Source organism: Pseudoalteromonas sp. TAE79 (assembly GCF_000498015.1).
Taxonomy (GTDB): domain Bacteria; phylum Pseudomonadota; class Gammaproteobacteria; order Enterobacterales; family Alteromonadaceae; genus Pseudoalteromonas.
The window spans coordinates 1-7148 of record NZ_AUTL01000225.1; the positions used below are offsets into that span (position 1 = coordinate 1).

General features: G+C 39.1%; 6 protein-coding genes and 1 pseudogene. 4 read left to right on the forward strand and 3 right to left on the reverse strand.

Annotated elements, in window-relative coordinates; all coding sequences use genetic code 11:
• Both tnpA and L655_RS0117670 read left to right on the forward strand, forming a co-directional pair.
• Positions 1-292 (forward strand): IS200/IS605 family transposase (tnpA, locus tag L655_RS0117655; protein WP_024605779.1); only part of this gene is annotated, 292 nt, incomplete at its 5' end.
• Between the two features lie 1421 nt (positions 293-1713).
• A complete protein-coding gene (locus tag L655_RS0117670; protein WP_024605781.1) occupies positions 1714-3099 on the forward strand; it encodes a DUF4172 domain-containing protein in 1386 nt (461 codons plus the stop codon).
• Here the strand turns inward: L655_RS0117670 and L655_RS0117675 are convergent.
• Positions 3096-3614 carry a LysR family transcriptional regulator gene (locus L655_RS0117675; protein WP_024605782.1) on the reverse strand — a complete coding sequence of 173 codons (519 nt, stop codon included), beginning with the start codon at positions 3612-3614 and terminating at the stop codon, positions 3096-3098. The genes L655_RS0117670 and L655_RS0117675 overlap by 4 nt on opposite strands.
• Before the next feature lie 144 nt (positions 3615-3758).
• On the opposite strand from L655_RS0117675, the pseudogene L655_RS1000000128115 reads away from it, so the two are divergent.
• Positions 3759-4007, forward strand: a pseudogene (locus L655_RS1000000128115) (integrase core domain-containing protein); the annotation flags it as partial.
• A 140-nt stretch (positions 4008-4147) separates the two neighbouring features.
• Here L655_RS1000000128115 and L655_RS1000000127620 read toward each other — a convergent pair.
• Positions 4148-4318: a hypothetical protein gene (locus L655_RS1000000127620; RefSeq protein ID WP_198925098.1), complete on the reverse strand. Its 171-nt coding sequence runs from the start codon at positions 4316-4318 to the stop codon at positions 4148-4150.
• Positions 4319-4325: 7 nt separating this feature from the next.
• The gene (locus L655_RS0117685) at positions 4326-5282 is read right to left on the reverse strand and encodes a PepSY-associated TM helix domain-containing protein (protein WP_342626702.1); all 957 of its coding nucleotides are present in this window, start codon (positions 5280-5282) and stop codon (positions 4326-4328) included.
• Between the two features lie 439 nt (positions 5283-5721).
• Between L655_RS0117685 and ltrA the strand changes: the two genes are divergently transcribed.
• The gene (ltrA, locus tag L655_RS0117690) at positions 5722-7077 is read left to right on the forward strand and encodes a group II intron reverse transcriptase/maturase (RefSeq protein ID WP_024605783.1); all 1356 of its coding nucleotides are present in this window, start codon (positions 5722-5724) and stop codon (positions 7075-7077) included.
• Positions 7078-7148: the final 71 nt, after the last annotated feature.

Below are 7148 nucleotides of genomic sequence, written 5' to 3' on the forward strand. Positions count from 1 at the left end.
TCAGTACAAAAGGTTGTTAAAATCTTGGGATTGTGAGCTTTTGGAGTGCAATGGTGAGCCAGATCACCTTCACCTTTTAATTTCTGCTAATCCCAAGATGCAACCAAGTAAAATGGTGAACAGTTTAAAAACTGCTACATCAAGACTTGTGCGAAAGGAGTTTTCCGAACACTTGGGTGAGTTTTACTGGAAGCCAGTTTTTTACAGCAGAAGTTATTGTCTGGTTAGTTGCGGAGGTGTGCCACTTGAAATCGTGAAGCAATATTTAGCTCAACAGGAAGGATTTGATTAAAGCCACCACTTCGTGGTGGTGCGCCTTTCACCACCACCTAAATTAACTCGCTTTGGCTCATTAGATTTAGATGGAGCACTTGGCGCTATTGGGTAGATTAGGCATGTATAGCTTGAGTTGGTTGGCTTATTTACTCACAGTTGATTTGTGTGAACTACCCAGCGACTAAAGATCACTGGGTAGTTCACATTATGTTCAGATAATTCTTATGATCGGTCCTGTTTGCATGAAATGGATGTCAGATCTTATATAGAAGGCCCACTAGAGCAGTAATTAGGCTTTTTAACAGGCCCTGACATTTGGACTATGTTACCACACGCTCCTTGTGAGCAAGCTTGCACTCCAACAATAATATCTAAAGCTTGGTCGTATATTTTTTGAGGTGAATTTACTGTTTCCTTGTAAACCATTTTATCATTTTCTAACATATACAATTTATACGTTATGTTATCGGCTATGCCTCCTAACTGCCCCCATTTATATTGAACCGTATTACAGACATATGACTAAAAAGCGTGTCTATCTGGTGGCTTGAGTGGTTAGTTAATTTTGGTGTATGTGTAATCCGCTACGTTGAATTTGTACTGTTTTTAGTTCCATCTTGGAAATGCACTTCCGCTTACAACGGATCAATATGTTATAGAAGCTAATATGCTGCTCGCGGTAGCTCAGGTAAAGCAAATCAAATTAGCAGTGGAGCGTATTAGAGTTATGGATTTTTAGTCAATGCATGTCGTAAACAAAAGTTAGCGTTAATAAGGTCTCAGGTATCAACTCCACTCAAACCCCTTAAGCCGAAAGCAAAGACAGAAAAAGCGCCATTACTACATTATTGGCCTTGTCAGTCATGCAAGGTTGGCATCTTACGATTTATTGGTATACCAGAGTCGGATACAGTGACGATTAAAACAGAGCGAACGAGTTAGCCTGCTTAATAGAATCAACAAGTTAACCTGCTTAATTGTTCAGACTAGTAGCGGCTGTGCGTGAAAAATGTCATTGCTTAACTGTTAAATACTAGGTTTAATAGGGACATAATAAGTGCTGAGCAATGCAGGTATAGCTTAGATACGGCAGACATGCCGATGAAATTGGCTTGATGTAGCTTAGATCATAAAAAGTAAATTCCCATAGCATAAAGAACACCAACTCTGACAGACCCAGCAGGTAGCGCCTCAGTCCAATAAGCGATTATGCAACACACACTGCGTGTCGTATAAATACTAAATTGTTAGTTTTTTTTCAAGCTAACAGGTAAATTTTGATAAAAATATATTGAAAATACAAAATGATGAGAATAGATGCTTTATTCTAATCAAAAGTAGGTGTAAGTTGATGGTAATATAGTGTTGGTGAGAATGATGGTTTTAATGTCATCAAAATAATTAATAATATGATTAGAATAAAAGAGATGTAAAACTATGTATTTAAAATACAACTGGCAACATCCTGATTGGCCAAATTTTACATATCAGTCTGACAGACTGAGCAAGGCCATCAATGAATACATCCAAATTTCTTCTAACCTTCAAGGTCAAGTGTCTCAGCTCGAGCAAAATAATAAGTCTGAGGCTTATATTTATCTTATGGTTGAAGAAGCTATCAACACGAGCAAAATTGAGGGTGAAAATCTAAACCGTGAAGAAGTTCGATCCTCTGTTGCACGTTATCTTGATTTAGACTTATCACAGCCTAAAGGTGTATTTCATAAAGAAAATGGTATTGCATCCTTATTGATTGATGTACGGAGCAACTTTGCCAATAACTTATCCAAAGAAATGATTTGTGACTGGCATAAATTATTACTTACCGGGCAAGAAGAGTATTGTGGAAAACGAGATATAAAGGTAGGTGAATATCGTGATGGTTCTGTTGATATAGTTTCTGGTCACGGTGATTATGAAGAAGTCGTTTTCGAGGGACCTCCGGGTGAAATAGTTGAGGCTGAAATGGCTGCTTTTGTTGAGTGGTACAATACAACGTCCCCATTAAATGCTGATGAAGATGTCGTTTATATTCCCGGGCCTGTGCGTTCTGCAGTAGCACACATGTGGTTTACATCAATACATCCTTTTAATGACGGAAATGGACGTATAGCTCGTGCTATTTCTGAGCATGCTTTGTTTCAGGATTTTGATATACCGCCATTATTTAGTATCTCAACACCCATCAATGAAAATCGTGATGAATACTATAAAAAACTTGCAGAAAGCTCTCGTATAAATCCGTCGGTTGATTTGAGTGAATGGGTTAAGTGGTTTGTTGAAATAACGAAACAGGCTCAGGTAGACTCTAAAAACAAGATAGATTTCATTCTGAAAAAATCTATCTTCTGGGATCATCACAAAAATACTGATTTGAATAAGCGTCAGCATAAAGTAGTGAATAAGTTTTTTGAGTTCGGTGAGAGTGGTTTAATCAAAAACGGTATCAACTCAGAGCGATACCAGAATATGACAGGCTGCTCCCCAGCAACCGCTACTCGTGACCTTAAAGACATGGTTGGTAAGGGTATCATTGACCCCTCAGTCTCTGGTGGCCGTAGTATGCGCTATTACATAAAGCTTATCGACTCTAAGCCAGTATTTAATATTTTTCCTAGAGGGAATGATAAGAAAATGCTTGAGATTAGCTTAAAAAAGATCTCAGATGACATTCAGAGAAATATCGATTTCTTTCAGGTGCCAAATGCTAAACTCAACAAATTAGTAAGCAAGTACAAAGAATTTGCCGATAGTGACGAAACTCACCTTGAGCGATTAAATGAGCAATTGGCTCAATTAGATGATGGTAATTTAACTCCTTAGCTACACCGGTACTTTTCAGTAAATAATCCCACTGACAGAAGTCCATCAGGTACATAACCACTTGTTGTAAGAACAACATCTATCAAGCCTTGATTCATTTTTTTAGTTAGATTTACACTTTCTATATTAGTCACTATTATTTTTATTTTGGGAGCTCGTTTTCTAATTTCTTTAAGTGTAAGTGGAAGTAATATCTCTTGGGCATAATCAGTTGCACAAATAACAAATGTACGTTCTATTTCGCTGACAGGGGTATCTTCATACACAGGAATACTATTCAAATGCACCAATACTTGCTGTACATGTGGCATGATATGTAATCCATATGACGTTGGTATCATACCATGACCAGATCGAACAAAAACCTGATCACCTAACAAATGCCTTATATTTTTCAACTGCGAACTAACTGCTTGTTGAGAAATAGAAAGTTGTTCGGCCACTGCAGAAACAGAGCCAGATTGATATAATGCATCTAATATTCTTAGGTGACTTATTTCAATATTTTTGATCAAATTTGCCTCGTTGATAATGAAAAAAATTCACTTTTTATAATTTAAGATTTATTTTAATATAAATCTAAATGAGTCCTACATTAAACATAATGTATATTTTGGTTAGAATCACTTTAAATATGATTACGACTTCACCAAGTCTAAATTCAGCTTGGAAATCCACAACAGAATGCTTATATTGAACGCTTTAATCGAGCGGTCAGATATGATTGGTTAAGTCATTATATTTATCGAGATATTGAAGAGTTACAAAACAGAGCAACGCAATGGTTATGGACTTATAACAACGAGCGGCCTAACTATGGGGATTACCCCCTGCATAAAGCAACTTCAAAAAGCTGTTTTCGTTTGGAAAAGTGTCTTTCGTCTTCGCTATTTTCTGATTTTAAGTAATGCGTAATTTTAAGCCTCTGTTTATCTATATATGAAAATAGGGAATCAAAAAATTATCTATTTTCATAGGTATGATACGCAAATAGATATCCGGTTACCGGCAAGCACAGCATGTTTTCTGTGCGAATTCCGAGTCTTTTTTACTTTAATATATACCACACGGTGACTATAAGCGTTGAAGCAATCGATAAGCTTGCAAGTAAGTCAATTTCGCCATCAACAAGTAAGGCTGCAACTATACCTGTCATAGAAAGTATAAATAGGATAATTGGCAACTTGAAAATTTGCCAACGAGAAAGCTGTTTAGCCATCAATAAGCTACTCCGTACTTTTTTTACTGGTTGGATTAAAATTAGTTTTTTTATTCTTTTTATACCAAAGGTACAGCCCACTTCCTAGAATAATGATGGTGATAATATCAAGTATTGCCCATAATATTTTAAGAAATAATCCCCCATAGTCTCCAAAATGTAGTGGTCTTGATAAAGAGAGTACTTTGCCATACCAAGGCATTTCAGTTAGTCCAATTACTTCGCCATTAATTGCATCAACCAATACAGGAGTAATAAGCTCCTTAGTTAATGGGGTATTGCCATGCAAGAAAATGGCATAATGCTGATTACTTGAGAATTTACTGCCAGGGAAAGCAACAAATTGTAAGGTCATATTTGACGCGATTAATTTAGCTTGTTTAACGGCTTCACTTAATGAAGCGCTAGGCTCGACAATAGCTCCACCTTGATGTTCAGATAGCAACTGCTTTAAATTATTATCTCTCCAAGTATCTAAAATGGGTTCTTCAAGTGTATTAATCACACCAGTTCCCCCTACAACTAACACCCAAGCAACTGTAACAATCCCAAATAAATTATGGTAATCCAACCACTTGTGTCGTATTGATTTATGTCGGCGTATTGTTCCAAAGTCAAGTTTGCGCATATATTGACGGTAAATAACTACGCCGCTGATGGTTGATACTACAAATAAAACGCCCATTGCCCCTAGAAATAACATACCGGGTAAACCTAAGAACATATCGGTATGTAATTGTAAAATAAACTCCATCACAGATTCGCCCACATCTGATGGCGGGACTAACTCACCACTGGTTAGATCATAGGAAGTGAAATGCATCTCACTGCTCGGCGCAACTGCTGATGGACCACTTGTGTACGCCCGACATGGGCATTGACTTATGAGGTGAAAGTCCTCTGTAGGAAGATCACCGTTTAAATAACATACTGTTATTAAACGATAACTACTAGCGAATGGCAAGGGCTAAATCGCGAGAGATAGTCTAGAGGAAGCCGCTAGCAAATCTGTGAGCTGATGAACAAAAACATCATATGAGGCGTAGGCTGGAGACGAGCTAGCACAAGATAGCGAAGTCATGTGATCTAACGGCCACCGTAAATGATGCAGTTGTGCAGAGAAAGTCGATGCACCTTATTCGGGGAGATCTGATAAACACGCATCCGTGCTAACGCTTGGAGATTACCAGTTAGGGACTGGTTGTTCAACCCTTGGCGCTTTGGTTGCTGCGACCTACAGCGAGCGAAATAGCAGTAAACAAGCGTTAGTTTCGACGCGCTTTATCGAGTAATCGCTAGAGTGATTTATCAGAAGTCAGCAGACGGCATAGTAGCCAAACGCCCATCGTAATGGAGGGGACACGGTGAAGGCCTGAACATCTTAACCAGAGGAGATACTACAAATGAACTTGAATTCACATAGATCACCGTGTTGTGATAGTGATGAACAGCGTTCGACTGTGAATAATACCTCGAATGAATACAACAAAACAGATCGTGACCTGATGGCAAGGGTACTGAGCAACCACAATATTGGTGCAGCATGGCAACATGTTAAGCGCAATAAAGGGGCTGCGGGTATTGATAATATGAGTATTGAGGAATTTAATGACTTCGCTAAGTTACATTGGCTGGGTATTAAACAACAATTACTTAGCGGCACTTATCAACCCTTGCCAGTCAAACGCGTGATGATACCCAAACCCGATGGCGGTGAGCGAATGCTTGGGATCCCTTCTGTTATCGACAGAGTGATCCAACAAGCTATTGCTCAAGTGATTAGCCCTTACTTTGAGCCTCTATTTTCACCACATAGTTATGGTTATCGCCCTCATAAAAGAGCCAGCCAAGCAGTAAATCATGTTCAATCTTGTGTTAAACAAGGTTATAAAACAGCAGTTGATATTGACTTGTCTAAGTTCTTTGATGAAGTAGATCATGACATGCTGATGAATCGTGCTGGCCGTAAAATCAAAGACAAAGCACTCATGCGCCTACTCGGTAAATACTTACGAGCGGGGATCGCAGAGCGCGAAACAGGTCTGTGGTTTGAGTCAACCAAAGGAGTCCCTCAAGGTGGGCCATTATCCCCTTTGCTTTCCAACATCTTACTCGATGAATTAGATAAGAAGCTAACCTACAAACACCTTAAGTTTGCACGTTACGCTGATGACATAATCATTTTAGTAAAAACGAAAAGCGAAGGATTAATAATCCAGCGGGAAATTACTGCGTTCATCACTAAGCGATTAAAGCTCAAAGTGAACGAATCGAAAAGTCGAGTGGGTCCAGTATCAGGCTCAAAATTTCTCGGGTTCACATTCCGTTACGGTCAAGTGCAGATCCACGAACAGGCGCTAAAGAAATTCAAAGCAAATGTCAGGGAACTCACTAACCGCAACTGGGGGATCTCAATGACCCTACAAATTCATAAACTCACGCAGTATTTGCGCGGCTGGGGACACTACTACCTAATAGCCAATGCTTATCAATTAACGGTGGATTTAGATCACTGGATCCGTCGCAGGATAAGAATGTGCTACTGGCGACAATGGCGTAAACCACGCACTAAAGTACGCAGTTTAATGAAATTGGGTGTTAGCGAGCGACTCGCCATAGCCTGTGGTATCACCAGTAAAGGCCCTTGTAGAAGCTCAAAAACAAAAGGAATTAACATTGCGCTAGGTAATGACTATTTAGCATCACAAGGTTTAGTGTCATTGAAAGATATTTGGATCAATATTCATTACGGGAGATGAACCGCCCATTGCGGACCCGCATGATGGGTGGTGTGGGGGCTGGAGGTTAGAGACCTCCGGCTACCCGATTA